Source organism: Nostoc sp. (assembly GCF_036917275.1).
Classification (GTDB): domain Bacteria; phylum Cyanobacteriota; class Cyanobacteriia; order Cyanobacteriales; family Nostocaceae; genus Nostoc.
This window is the reverse complement of sequence record NZ_JBALDF010000065.1, coordinates 103,827-123,788: the sequence shown is the minus strand read 5'-3', so window position 1 is coordinate 123,788 and position 19,962 is coordinate 103,827. Positions and strand designations below refer to the sequence as shown.

Genomic DNA, 19,962 nt, shown 5'->3' with positions numbered 1-19,962 from the left:
ATTACAACTAATTTATGACGGTTCAAGCGATTAGCTCTGTTCCAGTCCTGTTCCAATTGCTGAATAAACCATTTTTAGTTCACTTTAACTGTAAAATAACCTCAACATGAGATTATATTTAATTATTTACTTACAGAAAGAGTCATGGTCTTTAAAACAGCAACCGAACACCTGATCGCTCTAAAAAGTGTCAGCAAATCTTATCAGCAGCCCAACGGTCAGCAGATTGTCATTCTGGAAAATATTAATCTTGAGTTACGTCCAGGGGAGATAGTCGCGTTGCTAGGGCCTTCAGGTTCAGGGAAATCTACTTTAATGCGAATAGTTGCTGGGTTAATCGCCCCCAGTCAAGGTGAAGTTATATATCATAACCGTCCCCTAGTTGGTTTAAATCCTGGGGTAGCAATTGTTTTTCAAAGTTTTGCCCTTTATCCTTGGTTAACTGTACTGGAGAATGTGGAACTAGGTTTAAAAGCAAAAGGAGAAGCGCCAGATTATCGACGGCAAAAAGCCCTACGGATGATTGATATTATTGGTTTGGATGGGTTTGAAAATGCCTATCCCAAAGAGCTTTCTGGGGGAATGCGTCAGCGAGTTGGATTTGCTAGGGCTTTGGCCGTAGAACCAGAACTGTTATGTATGGATGAGCCGTTTTCGGCATTGGATGTGCTAACAGCAGAAAACTTACGGTTTGAGTTATTAGATTTGTGGTTAGAACGTCGCATACCCACCCAAGCCGTTCTCATTGTCACCCACGGGATTGAGGAAGCGGTAATTATGGCGGATCGGATTATTGTTCTAGGACGCAATCCGGGAAGAATTCGGGCTGATTTACCTGTGACTCTACCCCATTACCGCGATCGCAAACACCCAAGTTTTCAAGCCCTGGTAGATCAGGTTTATACAATCATCACGAACCCCGAATTAGAAAAAATTGAGTCTCCACCTACTAGTTCTGTACAACCTGCAACACCACCAGCAAAATATCAGTCTTTGCCAGCCGTGCGAATTGGTTCTATTGCCGGTCTTTTGGAACTTTTAGAAGATCGTCAGGAAAAAGACCTCTATCGGCTTGCTCAGGAATTGCAATTGGAAGTGGATGAGATTTTACCAATTGTGGAAGCTGCAAAATTAATGGATTTTGTAGAACTTGCAGAAGGTGATATTAACCTGAAGCCAGTCGGGCAACAATTTATCAATGGAGGTATTGATGATCGCAAACAAATCATGCGATCGCAACTCTTAACTAATATTCGCTTGGTACAGCAAATTTACCGTCTTCTGGAAGCGAAAAATAATCAACGCATCCCAGAAGAACTGGTTTTAGATATTCTAGAAAGTCACTTTAGTCCACAAGAAGCCGAACGACAATTAAAAACCGTCGTTGATTGGGGTCGTTACGCCGAGATATACGGCTACGATGAGCCATCGGGACAAATATTTTTAGAGCAAGTTGTCAATGCTGATTAGTCAGTTGTCATTAGTAACTCTTCTGGTTCTCTCATCTACCGACTATTATGACCCGACCCCTTACTCCTGCTAATAAAACTCTGGGACGTAGCAATTGGACTTGGCAAGATGGATTGCTGATTCTGGTGATTTTATCTTTCATTGTGGCAATTATTAGAACTGCTTCTCAATTTAGCGGGACTTTTCAACCTGAACTTATAATTTCTACAAATATCAATGCTTTGCCAGGATATACAGCCCAAACTCTGATCCGCATGGGGCTGGCTTACTTTTTATCCTTAATTTTCACTTTATTGTATGCTTATACTGCTTATCGCTCCCAAATTGCAGAGCGGATTCTAATTCCGATGTTGGATGTTCTGCAATCGATTCCAGTGTTGTCTTTTTTACCGGGTGTGGTATTAGCTTTGATTTCCCTGTTTCCTGGTCAGAGAATTGGTGTAGAACTAGCAGCTATTTTGCTGATTTTCACTGGTATGACCTGGAATATGACTTTTAGTTTTTATCAATCTCTCCAAAGTATTCCCCGAGAATTACTAGAAGCAGCAAAAGTTTATCGGCTTAATCCCTGGCAACGCTTTTGGACATTAGAGTTACCATCTGGTGTAATTGGTTTGGTATGGAATAGTGTAATGTCGGTGGCTGGAGGTTGGTTTTTTTTAATTGCTATTGAGTCATTTACTTTAGGGAATAAAGATTTTCGTTTACCAGGGTTAGGCTCTTTTTTAGCCACAGCAGCCAACAAAGGAGACTTTAAAGCTATATTTTGGGGCTTGATGGTACTGATTGCGATCATTGTGGCAACTGATTTTTTTGTGTGGCAACCCCTGATTGCTTGGGCAGAAAGATTTAAGTTGGAGATGATTGAAACTGAAAATGCACCCCAATCGTGGGTGTTGGATATTGTCAGGCGATCGCCTACTTTACGCGCAATTGGCGATCGCGTTTTTCAGCCATTACAAACAGCCCTAGACGACAGTTTAATTCGGTCGTTTCCCGTGCGTTCTGTACCTGTAAATGCCAAAGGCAATATCAACTTGCCGAGTTTTTTAAATTGGGTATTTGTTAGCGGCTTCACCTTAATTGTCCTGTGGGGTACTTGGGAAGCTGTGTTACTATTACGGACTTTAGGCTGGGCTGATTGGCAACAGGTAATAAAGGGCGCTATATTAACGGCGTTGCGGGTGATAATTGCTTTAATATTATCACTGTTGTGGACTGTACCCGTGGGAGTAGCAATCGGCCGCAATCGCCGGCTGGCTCAAGTGTTACAACCATTGGTACAAATTGCCGCCTCTGTACCGGCAACAGCTTTATTTCCGGTGCTACTGTTGGGTTTAACCCGCATCGCTGGCGGTTTGCAAATTGGTGCGATCGCTCTGATGATGTTAGGGACAATGTGGTATATCCTGTTTAATGTCATTGCTGGGGCACAGTCGATTCCCTCAGACCTCATCGAAGCTGCTTCGGTGTATAAACTATCCCCTTTGCAACGCTGGCGAACCTTAATTTTACCTGCAATCTTTCCCTACCTAATTACAGGAATTATTACCGCTGTTGGCGGCGCTTGGAATGCCAGTATCGTCAGTGAGTATGTCACATTTCAAGGGCGAGTAATTAGTACTTCTGGATTGGGAGCAACAATTTCTCATGCCACCGCCACAGGCAATTTTTCCCTGTTATTAGCTTCGACAGTGATAATGTCTCTATTAGTAGTGTTGACCAATCGTTTGATTTGGCGACCTCTTTACAATCTAGCTCAAGAGAAATATCAATTATTGGTTTAAGTAGGTAAGCGTAAAGAATTAAAGGTTTGTAGTAAGCGGCTCCAGCCCTGGAGTTAGGGGGGATGAATAAAGTGCCTAAATCATAGCTAAACACTTTTCAAACAACCTCTCATATTCCAATACGCTTGGGTTAAGGCTTGATCCTTCTTAACCCTCCTTCAAAAGGAGGGAATTAGAGCAAGCCTCTTGCTTCATATCTACTTGACTGGAATAAGTTCAAACTCGAAAGTACTGATCAAACGATCATTAATATAGACCTCTATTCTATGCTTACCAACTGGATCACCAGGAGCGATCGTCCAAAAATTCTCAATTACACCCTCTGGAGCCGACTGTGTGCGCCGTGTCACAGATGTAGTGCCGTCTGCTGATATTGAGAAGTCTTCACCATTATCTGTACCCCAACTTTCTGGAGGTTTTGGTAAATGCAAAACTTCGCGCCATTTCACTTCACCTTGGTAATCTTTGAGTTTAATTCGCCATCCGTAGGCGTTTCCTTCCTGAAGTGGCACTCTTGTTGTCTGGAAAATGGTAACGTTACCTTTGGTGTCAACTCTCTTCAACCCAAACAGAGCGCTACTGACAGTAATCTGTTTGGCATTTGTTGGCAAAGGAAAAGGTATTACATTTTGTACTACAATAGAATTAGCAGCGATCGGCTCAGAAGCTATGATCCCAAACATTAGCCAAGAAGAAGCTAGCACAGCAATAGTAGCCCAAATTCTCATTAGTATGGTTTTCCTGTCAGACTTTTGGTTACTTGTTCAACTAATCTGACATGTTTTTCGGGTAAAGGTTGCTTATGGTTGGACGCGATTTTTACTGGAGAAGAAGCACTTTCTCATGACAGCGGCTTTAAATAAGGCTTGATCACGAGTACCAATTATTAAAAGTGCGTTTTTGGTTGGCTCTGTGGCTCCTGATATACCTATTTGGATTTTGTCTATCAGCGAAATTGTTTGCTATCAGTTCATTTTGAGTTGGAGTCCCTGACTGTCTAATCAGTATATTTGCGTTTATTCCTTAACGATTATGGTGGGGTTCAAGCTTTCAAATTCTTTATTAGATACCAGTAAGACAGCCAGGGGTTTAAGTACAGAAAACATTTCTCATTTGTTTTTGTCTAAGAGGTTGTTTGAAAAGTCGTGATTGATGTATTAAATATTTTTTTACCCCTCCCTAACCCTCCCCGATATATTGGTGAGGGGACTGGATTTTCTGGTTTCCCACCAATATATCGGGGGGATTAAGGGGGGTAATAAAAATCACAGTCAAACACTTTTCAAACATCCTCTAAGTAAAGTATTTCACACCAAATGGCGAAATTTTTTATGAATCGTTGTTATACCCCGATAAGATTTTAGTAATGCCACTTTCTTCAAAAAACGCTGCATCCAAAAACCAGGCTGAGTAGGAATTGGAAGAAGCCTATGCCCGTGCGCCAGAGACTCCTGATGATGGGTGAGCCAGCCCCCTGGTTCACAGCCCGTTCTACAAACAGTGCTAATTTTCACTTCGAGACAATCGCGGGTCGTTACATTGTACTCTGCTTCTTCAGTTCAGCGGGAATGAAGACTAGCCAGCGCATTCTTGAAGACATCTGGAGCCAACGGGCAGTTTTTGATGACCAAAACTTCTGTTTCTTTGGCGTGAGCGTCGATCCAGAGGATGAGAAGCAGCACCGAGTTCGGCAGCATCTTCCGGGCATCCGGTTCTTCTGGGATTTTGATCAAGCCATTAGCCAAAAATACGGTGCCGTTACCGCCACAGGGGATTACAGGCAATTTACGCTAGTACTCGATTATAGTCTGCGGGTGCTGGCGGTGCTGCCGTTTAATGAGTCAGCCGAAACCCATGTGCCGCAGTTGATGGCATTCCTCGCCCAATTGCCACACATTCCGTCAGAAGCACCGGCAGCAGTTCAGGCACCTGTCTTGGTTGTACCCAGAGTATTTGAACCAAAACTGTGTCAGGCGCTGATTCAGTTCTATGAATTGCATGGTGGTGGAGACTCCGGCTTTATGCGAGAAGTCGATGGCCGTACAGTCCCAGTGTACGATTACGGTCATAAACGGCGACGGGATCAGGAGATTACCGACGAGGAACTGCGGAATGCGGCGATGCATCGAATTCACGATCGCCTTGTTCCCGAAATTTTCAAAGCCTTTCAGTTTCAAGTAAGCCGAATGGAGCGTCACATTGTTGCTTGCTATGACAGCCAAATCGGTGGACACTTTAGACCCCACCGGGACAATACCACGAAAGGGACTGCTCATCGCTGCTTTGCGGTGTCATTGAATCTGAATACGGGTGAATACGAAGGTGGATGTTTGCGATTTCCTGAATTTGGTCAGCAAACCTATCAACCGCCTGTGGGTGGAGCTATCGTCTTTTCCTGTTCCCTGTTGCACGAAGCTACACCTATAACTCAAGGACGGCGGTATGCCTATTTACCCTTCCTCTATGATGAGGTAAGAGCTAAGGTTCGCCAGGCAAATCAGCATCTTCTTGGGTCTGCTTTAGAGGAAGAGTCAACTAAGGAATAACGCAAAAATTCCAGTGTTACTGGTAGATAGGAGCAATGCGATTTTGTGAGATTGGCAAAAAATGAGCGCTCGCTGAATACTCCCCTGTATAGCAGTTGATTGATCAACTAATTTGCCATTTTCCAAGGTCATAGGTCAATACGCTTCAGTTAAGCCTAAAACTCAACATTCTGCGTAGGTTGGGTTAAGGAACGAAACCCAACACTTCCGTGACTTTGTTGGGTTTAACTTCGTTCTACCCCACCTACAATTTTATTAAGTGAGCCGTATTGGGTCATAGGTAAGATATTTGTCATTATGAATCAATAGAATTAATAATTGCATAACTGAACCAAAGAAGCTCAAACTATATAAAATACTTTGATAGATACTTGGTGACAAAAGTATTTGGTTACTAATTCGTTAAAGGGGGAATTTTTTTATCAGACTTATCCGTGTTTAAGGAATTATTTCTCTTGGGAATTTGCTATTTTAAGTTCAACTTGATTGCTACCAATTTTGTGATTGATAATAGCAAAATTACGGGAATAAAATTAAGTCAAGGTTAAGAATATACAACTAAAGTTTTAAGATTAACTTGTTATTAAAAGTTTGACATTAATATCAATAATATCGTACAATACGGCTCAGTTAAGAATAATCGTAGGTTGCGTTCAATAAGAAAACCCAACATTAAGCGTTAATTGTTGGGTTTCACTTCATATCCGTAGGGTATCTTGCTACAACCCAAGCTACACAGCTTAAGAGTTTTAGGACTAACTGAACCCTATTGTAATATCGTAACGATTATTTACATCCGTCATACTATCTCCGAAGATGAAAGCATCGTCAGGCACAATTATGCTTATAAAATTATAAATTGCTAAAAATTACACTAAAGTGGTAGGGATTAAGTTTTAGCAAAAATTAAAAACAGAAACTGCAACCAACTGACTTGCATTACGAAAACTAATTCGGTTTTTGCACTCCTATTTTGCTTACTTGATAACCTTTTTCAGTGGTATGATAACTTCTTCGCCATTTTTCGAGATGATCTATAGATATTGATTTAGATACGACATTCACACCATTTCCTCGCCAAGCAACTTCTGCATCTGTTGTGAAAACCCCGCACTCTAATTGATCTAGCCTCATATTCCAATATTCACTAAATCGACCTTTTAAAGTAATAACTTGCTCAAATACCTTGTTTCTATGTTTATTTCTTCTTTTTCTTTCTGTCGCTCCTGTTGCTTCTGTATCAATAAACTTAGTTTCAATTAAAAGCAGGCTACCTTTAAAGGTCAAGTAGACAAAATCACACTTCCCTAAATCTGTATAATCTGAAATTGGAGATTTTTCAAATAACAACAATTGGGCGCATGAAGGAAACAAGTCTTTGATATTTAGAAATAAATAAGCTTGCAATAAAAGTTCCTTATCATAAGGAAACAAAATAACTCCTTCAAAAAATTTTTGAATGTCCTCCTGAGTTTGGGGTTGAATTCTTTTACAGTATGAAACAAATTTATCTAGCTCGTTGACAATCATCAAGTTCTAACTCCTTCCCCCGATCGCAGCCTCAAGTGCCTTGGCATAAAAAGATACCATTTTATCACGGAAATCATCATCCGCAGAAGTAACTAAAAAAACGATCATCATCCTATGTATTTAAGTCTATTTACTGTTGACAGTTCAGTAAAACTGATTTTTTAGCTGCTTTTCAGTCTTAGTGAACTTTTCAGTCTTGGCGTCAGCTACTAGTTAACGATTTTATATGAGCAGGAAAACTGGCGTTTTGCAAAGCTTGAACAGTTACTCTAGAATCTTGTACGCAAAATTGCCAACCCAAGCGAACAAGTTTACGAGAATTTTCAGTTTGGATAATTCCAATCACTGGCATTTTTGCCTTTTCTTTGTCTCCTGACTGTTCTTGCAAAATTGTTTTCAAGCGATGTAGTTCTTCGATATTACCTGCTTGTTGGGGATTTAATTCTACCATCACCATTTGCACTGTTTCCACTGGTTCTGCATCTTCTAAAATAAATTGAGTTTGCTCGTCGCGTCGATCTACTTTTCCCCAAATAATCAATCTAGTATCAACTTGGAGTACGGAACTAATGCGTTCATAGGTTTTAGGAAAAACTACAGCTTCTGATTGTGTAGTTAGGTCTTCTATTTGCAAAATTGCCATCTGATCGCCTTTTTTAGTAACCACTTTTTTCACGTTATTCAACATGACAACTGCACAAAGCCTTATTTCTTCCTTTTGTTCTCCCAGTTGCGAAAGGTTAATTGGAGTTAAAAGTGGTGCTATTTGCCGTAAGGATTTCAGAGGATGATCTGATACATAAAAGCCTAATAATTCTTTCTCCTTTTGCAACTTTTCCTGTGGAGTAAAATCCATCACAGGTTTAGATTTGGGAGCAGTTTCAAAGGCATTATTAGCTCTTTTATTCTGAGTATAAGAAAATCCGTCACCTAATAAATCTAACAGATTCCCTTGACCACTTGCTCTATCTTTAGCGCGAGATTGTGCCCAATCATACACTAATTCTAAGTCGTTAATTAACTGTTGGCGGTTTGGTTCAATTTTGTCAAAGGCTCCACAATAAATTAGTGATTCCAGAGTCCGGCGGTTAACAGCACGTAAATCGACGCGATCGCAAAAATCAGCAAGGGATTTAAATCCTGTCTCATTTCTCGACTCCAAAATACAGGCGATCGCATTCTGTCCCACATTACGCACCGCCGAAAACCCAAACAGAATCTTTCCCGCTGTCGGTGTAAAATCAACCCCAGAACGATTAATATCTGGCGGATCTATGGAAATACCCATATTAGTACAGTTAGTAATATATCTCTGTACCTTATCTGTATCGCCACTGTTCGCCGTCAACAGTGCCGCCATATATTCCAATGGGTAATTAGCTTTTAAATATGCTGTTTGATAAGTTACATAAGCATAGGCAGTCGAATGGGATTTATTGAAGCAATTGGAAGCTATTAAGCCATTTTTGAGCGCAAAATTATGGTCTTGCTCAACCCCAATATCATAGACATTTTGTTTGCCTAAATATTTACGTGTGGCTATTTTGATCATCCTACCCCCGAAAAAAATTGCGAAGTTTGGCGAAATTAATTGATAAAACGCTCAAAGTTGTAGCTATAGTAATACCTATAATACAATTTTAGATCATTAGAAAACACTGCTATACTCTTACACAAAAGTAGCCCAAATATATCAAAACGTTGGTAAACTATTAGATAGACAGTTAATAAGCATATAATTGCTGTTTTTAAAGCTTATTAAACACATTTCAATATAATATATTAATCCGCTTAGTCAGATGCCTGGGGAGTCGAGAAGAAGCAGGGGAGAAAAGTTTTTCCTTCTGCACCCCGCCCCTCTGCCTCTTTCCAATGCCCAATGCGTCAGTTACGATCATTGAAAAGCAACTCGGTATAAAAGGGTGTGAGTAGGTGAAAGTAGCGCTGATCGTAATTTTGGCGGTGGTTGTGGGATTGTTTGTGGTAGTCGAGATCGGACTGCGATCGCTCTTTGGCTTTGGTAATCCCCTGATTTACATTGGCGATGAGCAGATTGGTTATTTGTTGGCTCCTAACCAGCGTACCCGTCGTTTCGGTAATCGCATTGAAATTAATGAGTATTCTATGCGAGGTAGTCCGATCAAAAAGATACCTGCACCTTCCGGGCTGAGAGTTTTACTGTTAGGGGATTCTATTGCTAATGGTGGCTGGTGGACAGATCAGACTAATACAATATCCACAATGATGATGCGTTCTCTGGCATCATTCACTAACAGTAATTATCAGGAAGTAGAAGTGCTGAATGCTTCAGCTAATTCTTGGGGACCAAGGAACGAGTTAGCTTATTTAGAGAAGTTTAGCAATTTCAACGCGCAGGTGGTAGTGTTATTAATTAATACCGATGATTTGTTTGCTACTCCTCCCACTTCCTTACCAGTAGGACGCGATCGCAACTATCCTGACAGTAAACCTCCCCTGGCATTAGTGGAAGTGTGGCAACGTTATATCGTCAAGCAAAAGCCAATTCCCGAAATGAAAGCAGTGCATAATGAAGCAGGCGATCGCGTTGGGATTAATCTGGAGGCCATCGGCAAAATTCAAGCCCTGACTCGCCAAACCAACAGCCAATTTATACTAGTCATGACTCCCTTGCTGCGAGAAATTGGTGAACCAGGTCCCCGCGATTACGAAATTATAGCACGGCAGCGCTTGAACGATTTTACCAAAGTAGAGCAAATTAACTATATAGATTTTTTACCGCTATTCAATTCAACTACCAACCCGCAAGGTTTGTATCACGATCACATTCACCTCAACTTACAAGGTAATAAATTTGTCAGTGAAGTTATGGAGCGATCGCTTTTGGAAATACTGGGGGAGGCATCACTTCCTCAGAGCTATTAAAGTTATAAATTTTAACCCTTGTTGCTGAAACAATGACTAATTAATTTCAATTTAATCAGATAATATTTTCTAACTAGAATAGTAGCGATCCAGATAATACTCAATCTTAAATATCCAAAAAAATATTGGTTTTCATAGAGTTATTTATTAAAATAGTAAATTAAATAATATGTTTAAAGATTACTTTTAGTAAATCACCTTGTGTAAAAGGTTTAGTTAAATAGCCTGATGCTCTGACCATCTTAGCTTTAGCTCTATCTATAAATCCTACTTTTCCTGACACCATAATCACAGGTGTATTTTTAAAATGCGAGTGTTTTCGCAGCAAAGAGCAGAGTTCATATCCGTCTAAATTAGGCATTGAAATGTCCAACAAAATTATGTCAGGTTTTGTACGAATAATCTGCATTAAAGCTTTTAAAGAATCCGTGACTCCGACAACAGAAAAGGTTTGTTCATCTAAATAACTCTTAATAGCATTCAATACTGTAGGACTGTCATTAATACAAAAGATTGTGTAGACTTTTTTATCAACAGGCGGTTGGGTGATTCGTTGATCCCTATGTTCATTAGTATTAATAGAGTAGGCAGATGGTTTATAGCTGTTTGTTATAGACGACTTTGGTGTAGTTTTAGGTTTCAGCTCATTTATTTTGAACAATTGTGAGGGGTGCGATTGAGAAGTTGGTGATGTTTGACGATAAGCTGCTTCTCTACGAGAGGCTTCTCTTTCAGAGACACTAACGCGAACGCCAACGCTTCGGGGGGTTTGACATCGTTCAACTAGTAAGCGGAGATTTAGATGACAAAACTTTGGCATGTCATCCAGAAAGCTTTCAGGAATAAATTCATAACTTCCCTCTTCTAAGTTCAGAAAAGACTCTAGAACTTCTAGTGCCAATTCCTCTATCAGTATCGCAGCTTGAGAGGGACTGATATATTTCTGATTGACTAACCAGCAAATAGCCAGATAATCTGGGTTCGGTATTGCCTGATTTTCAATACCAGTTTCAAATATCGCCCGCAACTGTTCTTTGATTCCGCCAGGGAGAGTAGAAATTTCCTGACTCAAGCGTTGCAAATTCCTATAAAGTGGCTCAAACATTTTCTCTGAGTATGAGGCATAAATGAGTTTACCCTCGTCCACATATATAGACCAACAGCCTGACGTGCTAAACACCTGCAAACAACCAGTAACCGACTTACCAGTGATTTTTTTCAACAGAGATAAAGGCTGGAGCTTTTGGAAAAATCTGTATCTACTAATCGGAAGTGTCTTCATTGGGATGGCTCTGGAATAAAATTAACATTTGCAAGCAAAATTAGTGAATTACCTTTTCGGAATTCACCGCGACTTTGTTGGAAGCACTATCAGATAAATATAGCGGTCACATTTGAGTTAGTACAGAGATTCCACACCCCCCAACTCCTAATTCACCAATCTCTGTTAAGCTATAAGGCACGAATTACAACTAAACCAATTCATGTTATAGCCCAATAGCAAAATCGCCTGACTGCTTGCCAGGATATAGTATTTCAAAAATTAGATTGGTTTTCTGTATCTTTCGCTAATCTAGCCGATCTAACAGTAGCTCAAGTGTGACGCACACACCATTGGCTCTCGCCCATCAGTCACAAAAGTATCATTGTTATCCGTATTTTGCAGCCTAAAATTGCAGATACTTTAGTTATCTTACAAAAGTTGTTTTGCTCCTAATGCTAAAGTTTAGAACGACCAAAACCTACAATAATGTAGACGTAAAGGGATTTATTCAAGGCTTTTAGGCATTAAGTCCGCGCTGACGAACTATGTTTTTGTAGCCGTGACGAAAGTCGTCGGCACTTTTGCTAGAAGTTTATTCTTGAAGGGAACTTTTAGAGTTGAGGCTGCGTTATGCGCGGCATCGTGTCACGCACGCCACTTGACGCCAGTCCGCTCAAGTCGGGATACCCTTTGGGCAGTTCCTCCTGGGGGAAACCCCTCTGAGCGAGTGGCTCCCCTTCTCTCATCTGTGAGAGGCTAGCACCTGCCGTAGGATACCCGAACGAACGTAAGAGCGTCTCCTGTCTTGAGAAGGGCTGTACGAAGAAGACCGCACTCCCTTACTGCGCTGGCCTCTCACCAATGGGCGCTCCACTACTAAGTTCTGGGCAAGAAATTCTTACTTTCGTTCTTGGTTGGGGTTCTAATGCCCATCCAAATCTTCCCAGTCCTCAGTCCCTAATCCCCAATAAAAAGTTCAATGTCTTACTTAGGTTTGTGTATTGTAGAGCAACTCTTAGTGTTGGGATTGGGCAAAATTATCACTTGCACAACAAGAATGGTAACCTCCGACCAAGAATGAGTTAGCTGATAATTGCCGCTATGATGGTGTGTGGTGAGATGCACTGGCGACCAAATCAGCAGAAGGGAATCTCTTCATAAGCACTGGAAACGGGTTCTAATGTTGTGTGGGGCTAAATAGTCACCCTACACTGGAGTGACAAATTCAAGAACTTACAGCGATATTCTTGATTACTAGTACATACCTGCAAAATAGCTATTTTCAGCTAGATGGTAGATAACAAGTAACGTACTCACTAAAATTCAGATTACTATAATTTTCAAAAAAAGTTAGTAGAAATATATAAACTTCATGATAAATCAGTAAAGTAAACATGAAAACTAATTAATATAATCTTCCAGTATTTATTTGTTCAAATGTCCTGAAAGACTGAAAATGTACAGTAAAAGATAATTTTGTCTGCTTATTGAATTACACTTGTAAATGAGTGAATCATTTTATGGTAGCAATTTACCATAAAAATCTCAAGTTTTAAAAGTCACAAATATAAATACAAATTTGTCCGCGTAGGCGTAGCCCATTATAGACATTGCATTCATTAACCCATAAGGTATATGTAGCAAAAAGACGCAAAGAATTTCTTTGCGTCTTTGACATGAGATTTAGAAGTGAATAATCTCACTGTTATACTTCGTGATTTACTTAAAATTGCTCCCGCCAGCACCAGCTTAAAAGTGTACCACCAGCCACCAGCTTAACTACTTCCAGTACCCAATAACTGCCGTGTAGTAAATTCATTGTCGATGGAATAGCAGCAGCAGCTTCAAATAGGTTGAGTTGAACTCCAATAGCGCACATTTGCGGAGTTAAGAAATAGGTGTCAAGCATAGCTATAGTTAGTAGCAGCCCCGATAAAACAATACTGCCAATACGCCAGTGATATCGGATTTTGCCCAAAGCTAGTGCCCCCGTCAGGACTACAGCAGCAGCTAATAATTCCATCCGATTGAAGTTCCAAAAAATCGTATAGCCTGCTGTCGTAAAACCAGCTTGGCTCATCATCCCAGAAAGATAAAGACTAGGCATAATTACCCAGTCTAAAACTAGACTAGCACTGAGCCAAAAGCCCAAAGTCAATATGATCGCAGTTTGCCAAATTGGTCGTTTGAATTCAAGGCTAGAAATAGCAGTCATAAAATAATTGCGTGCGTTTATATTCTTAGTTTGTAACTTCATTGGCAGTTTGACAAGTAATATCAACTAACCTTTACAAAGCCATTTCTCTTAATTCATTCTTAATCCAATGCCAAGATTTTTTAAACTTAGTTAATAAATATTAAGATAGTTTAAAAATTAATTTACATATATTTTGTCTGTTATAAATACTCAATTTCTCTCTCCAGCAGCATAACGCTTGAGCAATTCTTCAGCATCCATAACTCACCTCTTGCATCAATTACCTCCTTTACCTCGTTCCCAGTTTCTGACTGGGAATGGCTAATGTGAGGCTTTGCCTCCCGAATTTGCGTCAGAGCCGCTTTTAATGCATTTCCAGCCAGAGGCTGGAAACGAAAAAAATGATCGGTAGTGGTTTATATGCGGCATAGTTTGACTTAAATATTGTGACAGTGCTAAAAGTTGATGATAAGTATTGCTAGTGCTGAATTGAGCTAACAATAAAAGTTAGCTTAGTTGACGACGAAATTGGTTAATACTGATAGATAAAAGCACTATAGCAAAAAATAAAAGTGCGATCGCATTCAACCAAAGTACGTCCAAACCTGAGCCTTTAAGCAGTATCCCTCGGACAATCGCTACATAATGGCGTAAGGGATTTAGTAGCGATATATACTTAAATATTACAGGCATGTTTTCGACGGGAGAGAGGGCACCCGAAAGTTGAATTAATGGTAAATTAATAAAAAATGATGTCAGTACAACTTGTTGCTGAGTACGACATATTGTTGCCAGCATAATCCCAATGCCAATTCCCACACATAAATAAAGTCCTGATAGTCCTAAAAATAGAAAAGCATTGCCTCGAAAAGGCACTCCAAAAACTAATCTTCCCAAACTCAAAGCTAAGATGACATCGCCCATCAACAGAATAAACAGCGGCACAATTTTAGCTAACAAAATTTCCCAAGCTTTAGCCGGAGTCATTAACAGTTGTTCCAGAGTTCCTGTATCCTTTTCTCGGACAACTGTGACTGAAGAAACTAGAGAGCTAATTAGTGTCAAAACTACTCCCAAAACTCCTGGAATGAAAAACCAACTACTCACTAATCCAGGATTATAAAGAAAAGTGGTTTCCGGGTTAATTAATGCTGGTGCTTGATTAGATGAAAACCGTTGATTAAATTGAGAAATAATCTGATTTAAATAACCTTGAGCAATCCCAGCAGTATTAGCATCTACTGCATCAACTAAAATCTGGATGTCAGTTGGTTTATCTTCGGATAAATGGCGATTAAAATCGTAGGGAATTACTAACCCTGCTGTGATTTTTCCCTGCCGGACTTGCTCACCCAAATCCTGATCGTTGAACATATATTTTTCAACGACAAAGACTTTATTTTCAGTTAATTCAGCAACTAGTTCTCGGCTTTCATAAGTATTGGCATAATCAACAATTCCTAATTTAAGATAATGCACGTCTGGATTAAGAGAAAACCCATAAATTAGCATTTGGATTGTTGGAGGAATTATCAATAATACTAGTGTTTCTTTACTTCTCAATATTTGGCGAAACTCTTTAAGAGCTAAACTCCAGAATCGGCTATTTAATAATCTTTGGATTAATTTCATGGTGAATTTATTTCTAAATTATAAAAATGGTATATATGAAAATGCAATTAATCGCGTCTGTACCGGAGTTAAAGAAGCTTTCTATCTGGCTTCCAGGGTGAGATGCTGTACTTGATTTAGTTGCCAACTACTGTATAAAAGAATAAATATAATATTCAGGTAATGATTAATCTGATAATTGCATTCGTTTTAATATCCCACGGGCTGCATTAAATAGCAATAACCCTAAGATAACTAGCATTAAAAATGATAACCAGACCCCTGCCCACCCAGTGCCGCGTACATAGGCATCACGAGTAATTTCAATATAATAACGTGCTGGAACAATATAAGTAATTAGTGAGAGTGGAAAGGGTATATTACTAAGCGGATAAATAAATCCACTTAGTAATAAGGATGTCAAAAATCCTAGTAGCGCAATAGTCTGGACGGCAGCATTTTGAGTGGGAGAGCGAATACCAATTAATAAACCAAACATAGTACTATCTATCAAAAACATTAGTGTACCTATTAATAATGGCGTTGGATCTCCAGCTAGTGTCAATTGCCAAATTATTACACTCATGATCATAATAAGTAAAGCTTCACTAATTCCAATTAGTAGGTAAGCTAAAGCTTTTCCTAAGAGGAATTCTTCAGCACTGAGGCTAGAAGTGTAAACTTGTAATATTGTCCCCTTTTCTTTCTCCCGCACCATTGTGATTGCTGTTAATAACGAGGGAAAAATCCATAAAATCACTGCGAAAACACCTGGCACTATTGAAAGAGATTCTTTTCTTCCCGGATTAAACCAGAGGCGAATATGAGCAATAATTTTATCAGATGATGGTTGTAAACCAGAATTTTGAAGAAAGAATCTTGTTGTTGCTTGAATACTATTTTTGATAACTCGTGCGTTATTAACATCAGTTCCATCAACTAAAATTTGTACTGTGCTAGTTAAACCTGATTTAATGCGACGACTGAAATCCGGCGGAATGACCACCGCAGCTTTTGCAAGTCCCTGATCAATTGCCAATTGAGAATTTTGAATTTTAAGTTTTGTATTTGAATTGAGAAGTGGAAAGCTATGATTATTAACTGGTTCAAATTGATTGGTCGCAAATAACCGCTCAGTATAACCACGGCTAAGGGGACTGACGTCAAAATCTTGGACAAACAAGGGAATATTTTTAGATTCTAATCGAATAGCAAAACCGAAGATAATTAAGCTGATAAATGGTAGGAGGAATGCTAGTGCTAATGTAAAGCGATCGCGCTGAAATTGGGCTAATTCTTTACGGCATTGAGATAAAATTCGTTTCATTTTTATTGGTCATTTGTCCTTAGTTATTAATTCTCCCCCTGCCCCCTCTCCTCTTATTGGGTACGTTGCACAATACCAATAAATGCATCCTCAAGAGAAAAGGGAATAGGTCGCAAAGAGCGAATATTGATCTGCTGTGTTTGTAAAATTGAGCGGATATGGGGAATATCTGAGTCTGGATGATCGAGAACAAGATGTAAGCGATCGCCAAAAATTGATACTCGCCACGGTGCCAACTCAGTTTTGAGTAAATTAGAGGCATCTTGGGTTTTATCGGTCACGACCTCCACCAGTTGACCGGGTTGAGCAGCTTTAATCTGACTTGGGGAACCCTGTGTCACCACTTCACCCGCCACCATAAACCCCATTCTGTTACATTGTTCTGCTTCTTCTAAATAGTGGGTAGTTACCAGTACTGCTGTACCTGCTCTGGCAAACTCATTAATTAATCGCCAGAACTGACGACGTGCTAAGGGGTCTACTCCTGATGTCGGTTCATCTAAAAACAAAATTTCTGGTTCGTGCATCACTGAAGCGCCAAAAGCTACCCGTTGCTTCCATCCTCCTGGTAGTTGTCCCGTGAGCATATTTTCTCTGCCAACTAAACCACAGGTGGCAAGTACCCAATCAATTTTGGTGCGGCGTAACCCACTTGGTACACCATAAACTCCACAGTAAAATTCCAGATTTTGGATAATAGTCAAATCATCGTAGAGGGTGAATTTTTGGCTCATATAACCGATGCGTTGGCGCACAGCCCTACTACGCAGATTCTGAGTTTGTCCAGCTAAAGAAATTTTCCCGGATGTTGGTTCTAGAAGACCACAGAGAATCTTAATCGTAGTTGTCTTTCCCGCACCATTCGCTCCTAGCAACCCATAAATTTCACCATAGCGAACTTCCAAATCTACACTCTTAACCGCTTGGAAGTCGCCAAACACCTTTCTGAGTCTATTTGCACCAATAGCAATAGATGTAATTCCTCTTTCCTCAGACTTTCTTTTTGTACTGGGAAAAGCAATAAACTCTGGGTCATTGCCAGCTGCACGCAGACGGGAAACAAAAACGTTTTCTAAAGTAGCGTCAGTAGCTTGAATGCTGTCAAGTTGTAACCGCTGCTGAGTGAAAATTGTCTGAACTGCTGATGTACCGACTGCGACATCTTTAACTAACACATCCAAGCGATCGCCAAAGGTTTGTACATCGACAATTGATGTCTGTTTGTTATTTGTCGCCTCATGTAATACTCGTTCAGCTGCTTCCAGGTGCTGAGTCCGAACTTCTAAACGCTGTAAACCTAGACTTTCTCGCAACTGAGAAAGGGTACCAATTTGTTGAATCTCTCCTTCATACATTAAAGCAATGCGATCGCACCTTTCGGCTTCATCTAAATAAGGTGTCGCCACAACTACCGTCACTCCCTCTGCGGCAATTGCGGCAAGAACATCCCAAAATTCTCGCCGAGATACCGGGTCAACTCCTGTAGTTGGCTCATCCAACAGCAGAATTTCAGGTTGAGAAATCAAGGCACAGCACAAAGCTAATTTCTGCTTCATCCCACCGGAGAGGCGACCAGCCAAGCGATCGCCATATTTATCCAAACTCATTAATCGCAGATATTTCTGACGACGCCCAAAGAATTGCTTTTCGGGAACTTCCCGCAATCCCGCAGTGTAACGCAGATTTTCATCAATACTCAAGTCGAGATACAGTGAGAATTGCTGTGTCAGATAACCAATAGAGAAACGGGCATCGCGGGGTGGTTTGCCTAAAATCTGGATATTGCCAGCAGATGCTTCCATAACCCCACCCAAAATATGGAAAGTGGTTGTTTTTCCTGCACCATCGGGGCCAATTAAGCCAAAGATTTCTCCCCGTCGGACGGCAAAATCTATTCCCTTAACCGCGACTAATTTTCCATAACGTTTGGATAAACCTTCTACCTGAATTACTTCTGCACCAATTTTGGGATGACTTAGTGAATCGCCCAGATCAGCAGATGGCGTGATGGTAGTCATAGAATTTTGGATTGGGGAATTGGAGTATAGCAAAGGTCATTTTTTTGCGTCTGGTGCGATGCTAATCTCAGCATCAGCTGGCATTCCTGGCTTGGCTAAACCATCGGGCTTGTCGATGGTGATTTTGACGCCAAAAACTTGTTTAACCCGGTCTTGCTGGAAATAAATATTCTCAGGGGTAAAAGATGCTTCGGTGTCAACGGCAGCAATTTTAGCACTTAAGGGTTCTTTGGGTGCTGAATCTAGAAATACCTTCGCTAACTGACCAACTCGCAGTTTTCCAATTTCGCCTTGGGGGATAAAACCACGTAAATAAACTGTTTTGGGATCAATCACTGTGAGCAGGGTTTTGCCAGTGGTAACAACTGCTCCTGGTTCTACACTCCGGCTGACGACTACGCCTTCAATTGGGCTTTTCACATTTAGGTAAGCAATCTGGGCTTTAGTTTCTTGCTGAGAAGCTTTGGCGTTAGCGACATCAGCTTGAGATGCGGCTAATTTTAAGCGTGTTTGTGCCAATTGGGCGCGTAATCCCCCTAGTTGGGCGTTACGAATAGAAGGATTTAACGCCGTGCTTTGGGCTTGGGTCAATTGTCCTTGGGCAGAATTGACTAATTTTCGATAAGAATCTACTGCTGCTTGACGTGATTTCAGGGTAGCAAGGGCAGTTTCAAAGCTTGTTTGGGCTTGGTCAAATTGTTGCTGGGTGACAGCTCCTTGGGCAACCAATTTAGTGTAGCGATCGCGATTTATTTGCGTGAGTTTCAATTCCGATTTGGCTTGTTCTACTTGAGCGATCGCTTGATTTAGTTGCGCCTGACTTGAAGCAACCGATGACTCAGCTTGAAAAATCTGACCTTTGGCATCGCCTCGCGCCTGTTGTAAAGAAAGCTGATTTTCCATAATCTGACTTTCTAGGATATTGATTTGCAACCGCGCCTGTTCTTCTTGTTTGCGGATGGAATCTAAACGGGCATCTGCGCCCTGAAGTTGTGCTTGAATTTCTGCATCATCCAACTTTACAATCACTTGATCTTTATGGACTGCATCCCCTTCTCGCACTGCTACTGACTCGATTCGACCCGCTACTTTTGCACCAATATCAGTTTCATAGCCTTCAATGCGACCACTCAACCGCAGCGCGTTAGTTTCCGAATGCGGTAAGAGAAAAAACCAAGTTATTACACCTGCACCTATGAGTAATAGGGCTACGGGGATAAGTACGCTAGGAGAGGGTTTACCCTTTTTTTTCTCCGGTACAGCACCATCAATGGGTTCTTGGGGTGGTGAGATTAACTGAGTCATATT

Annotated in this window: 13 protein-coding genes; 4 read left to right on the top strand and 9 right to left on the bottom strand. The window is 40.6% G+C overall.

Annotated features, from left to right (window positions below):
- Positions 1-144 precede the first annotated feature (144 nt).
- Positions 145-1,470, top strand: coding sequence for an ABC transporter ATP-binding protein (locus V7K35_RS26065; protein WP_335082975.1), 1,326 nt, complete (start codon positions 145-147; stop codon positions 1,468-1,470).
- 47 nt (positions 1,471-1,517) lie between these two features.
- Positions 1,518-3,257 (top strand): ABC transporter permease, encoded by a 1,740-nt coding sequence (locus tag V7K35_RS26060; protein WP_335082973.1) that lies wholly within the window; start codon positions 1,518-1,520, stop codon positions 3,255-3,257.
- A 197-nt stretch (positions 3,258-3,454) separates the two neighbouring features.
- Here V7K35_RS26060 and V7K35_RS26055 read toward each other — a convergent pair whose 3' ends face one another.
- Positions 3,455-3,985: a hypothetical protein gene (locus tag V7K35_RS26055; protein WP_335082971.1), complete on the bottom strand. Its 531-nt coding sequence runs from the start codon at positions 3,983-3,985 to the stop codon at positions 3,455-3,457.
- A 702-nt stretch (positions 3,986-4,687) separates the two neighbouring features.
- Between V7K35_RS26055 and V7K35_RS26050 the strand changes: the two genes are divergently transcribed.
- On the top strand, positions 4,688-5,803 hold the full coding sequence (locus V7K35_RS26050) for a 2OG-Fe(II) oxygenase (RefSeq protein ID WP_335082969.1): 1,116 nt from the start codon (positions 4,688-4,690) through the stop codon (positions 5,801-5,803).
- A gap of 948 nt (positions 5,804-6,751) precedes the next feature.
- Here V7K35_RS26050 and V7K35_RS26045 read toward each other — a convergent pair.
- Entirely contained in the window at positions 6,752-7,333 is a 582-nt protein-coding gene (locus V7K35_RS26045; RefSeq protein ID WP_335082967.1) for a hypothetical protein, read from the bottom strand.
- A gap of 202 nt (positions 7,334-7,535) precedes the next feature.
- Complete coding sequence (locus V7K35_RS26040; RefSeq protein WP_335082965.1) at positions 7,536-8,885, bottom strand: helix-hairpin-helix domain-containing protein; 1,350 nt, start codon at positions 8,883-8,885, stop codon at positions 7,536-7,538.
- Positions 8,886-9,265: 380 nt separating this feature from the next.
- Between V7K35_RS26040 and V7K35_RS26035 the strand changes: the two genes are divergently transcribed.
- Positions 9,266-10,237, top strand: a complete 972-nt coding sequence (locus V7K35_RS26035) for an SGNH/GDSL hydrolase family protein (RefSeq protein WP_335082963.1) — start codon at positions 9,266-9,268, stop codon at positions 10,235-10,237.
- A gap of 160 nt (positions 10,238-10,397) precedes the next feature.
- Here the strand turns inward: V7K35_RS26035 and V7K35_RS26030 are convergent, their stop codons facing one another.
- The 6 genes from V7K35_RS26030 to V7K35_RS26005 form a co-directional block, all read right to left on the bottom strand.
- A complete protein-coding gene (locus V7K35_RS26030) occupies positions 10,398-11,519 on the bottom strand; it encodes a response regulator (protein ID WP_335082961.1) in 1,122 nt (373 codons plus the stop codon).
- A gap of 1,705 nt (positions 11,520-13,224) precedes the next feature.
- Positions 13,225-13,716, bottom strand: a complete 492-nt coding sequence (locus V7K35_RS26025; RefSeq protein ID WP_335082959.1) for a hypothetical protein — start codon at positions 13,714-13,716, stop codon at positions 13,225-13,227.
- A 489-nt stretch (positions 13,717-14,205) separates the two neighbouring features.
- Positions 14,206-15,330, bottom strand: a complete 1,125-nt coding sequence (locus V7K35_RS26020) for an ABC transporter permease (RefSeq protein ID WP_335082957.1) — start codon at positions 15,328-15,330, stop codon at positions 14,206-14,208.
- A 166-nt stretch (positions 15,331-15,496) separates the two neighbouring features.
- A complete protein-coding gene (locus tag V7K35_RS26015) occupies positions 15,497-16,636 on the bottom strand; it encodes an ABC transporter permease (protein WP_335082955.1) in 1,140 nt (379 codons plus the stop codon).
- Between the two features lie 53 nt (positions 16,637-16,689).
- Positions 16,690-18,654: an ATP-binding cassette domain-containing protein gene (locus tag V7K35_RS26010; protein WP_335082953.1), complete on the bottom strand. Its 1,965-nt coding sequence runs from the start codon at positions 18,652-18,654 to the stop codon at positions 16,690-16,692.
- 36 nt (positions 18,655-18,690) lie between these two features.
- Positions 18,691-19,959, bottom strand: a complete 1,269-nt coding sequence (locus tag V7K35_RS26005) for an HlyD family secretion protein (protein ID WP_335082951.1) — start codon at positions 19,957-19,959, stop codon at positions 18,691-18,693.
- Positions 19,960-19,962: the final 3 nt, after the last annotated feature.

What these genes read in the sequence shown, in the direction of transcription:
- V7K35_RS26050 (WP_335082969.1), top strand. Translation starts at nt 4,688, where the DNA reads ATGCCCGTGCGCCAGAGACTCCTGATGATGGGTGAGCCAGCCCCCTGG.
- V7K35_RS26010 (WP_335082953.1), bottom strand. Translation starts at nt 18,654, where the DNA reads ATGACTACCATCACGCCATCTGCTGATCTGGGCGATTCACTAAGTCAT.
- V7K35_RS26020 (WP_335082957.1), bottom strand. Translation starts at nt 15,330, where the DNA reads ATGAAATTAATCCAAAGATTATTAAATAGCCGATTCTGGAGTTTAGCT.
- V7K35_RS26055 (WP_335082971.1), bottom strand. Translation starts at nt 3,985, where the DNA reads ATGAGAATTTGGGCTACTATTGCTGTGCTAGCTTCTTCTTGGCTAATG.
- V7K35_RS26030 (WP_335082961.1), bottom strand. Translation starts at nt 11,519, where the DNA reads ATGAAGACACTTCCGATTAGTAGATACAGATTTTTCCAAAAGCTCCAG.
- V7K35_RS26015 (WP_335082955.1), bottom strand. Translation starts at nt 16,636, where the DNA reads ATGAAACGAATTTTATCTCAATGCCGTAAAGAATTAGCCCAATTTCAG.
- V7K35_RS26045 (WP_335082967.1), bottom strand. Translation starts at nt 7,333, where the DNA reads ATGATTGTCAACGAGCTAGATAAATTTGTTTCATACTGTAAAAGAATT.
- V7K35_RS26060 (WP_335082973.1), top strand. Translation starts at nt 1,518, where the DNA reads ATGACCCGACCCCTTACTCCTGCTAATAAAACTCTGGGACGTAGCAAT.
- V7K35_RS26040 (WP_335082965.1), bottom strand. Translation starts at nt 8,885, where the DNA reads ATGATCAAAATAGCCACACGTAAATATTTAGGCAAACAAAATGTCTAT.
- V7K35_RS26065 (WP_335082975.1), top strand. Translation starts at nt 145, where the DNA reads ATGGTCTTTAAAACAGCAACCGAACACCTGATCGCTCTAAAAAGTGTC.
- V7K35_RS26025 (WP_335082959.1), bottom strand. Translation starts at nt 13,716, where the DNA reads ATGACTGCTATTTCTAGCCTTGAATTCAAACGACCAATTTGGCAAACT.
- V7K35_RS26005 (WP_335082951.1), bottom strand. Translation starts at nt 19,959, where the DNA reads ATGACTCAGTTAATCTCACCACCCCAAGAACCCATTGATGGTGCTGTA.